Annotated in this window: 1 protein-coding gene; it reads right to left on the bottom strand. The window is 47.2% G+C overall.

Annotated features, from left to right (window positions below):
- Window positions 1-265: UDP binding domain-containing protein (locus tag DC522_RS36770; protein WP_305777726.1), on the bottom strand; the 265-nt coding region annotated here is incomplete at both ends.

Here is a 265-nt window from a genome sequence, read left to right as displayed (position 1 = left end):
GGAATTTGCCGCGTGTATCTACGATAAGCTTGGCAGAATTCAGAATAAGCGAATAATCGACGTCGCTGTGATCGGTGAGAAGAACGACACAGTCATACGATGCGATGTTCTCAGCGGTGAGCGGAACTGATTTTAGGTCGAACTTATGCTCACGCATCTTCGGGAATACGGGCACATTTGGATCTGAATATTCTACAATAGCACCTCGATCTCGGAGGTTCTCCATCACCAACACAGATGGAGATTCCCGCATATCGTCAACATC

This window comes from Microvirga sp. KLBC 81 (genome assembly GCF_003075415.1).
In the GTDB taxonomy this organism is placed as follows: Bacteria; Pseudomonadota; Alphaproteobacteria; order Rhizobiales; family Beijerinckiaceae; genus Microvirga.
Note: the sequence above shows the minus strand (reverse complement) of the source record. Positions and strands in the feature narration are given on the sequence as shown.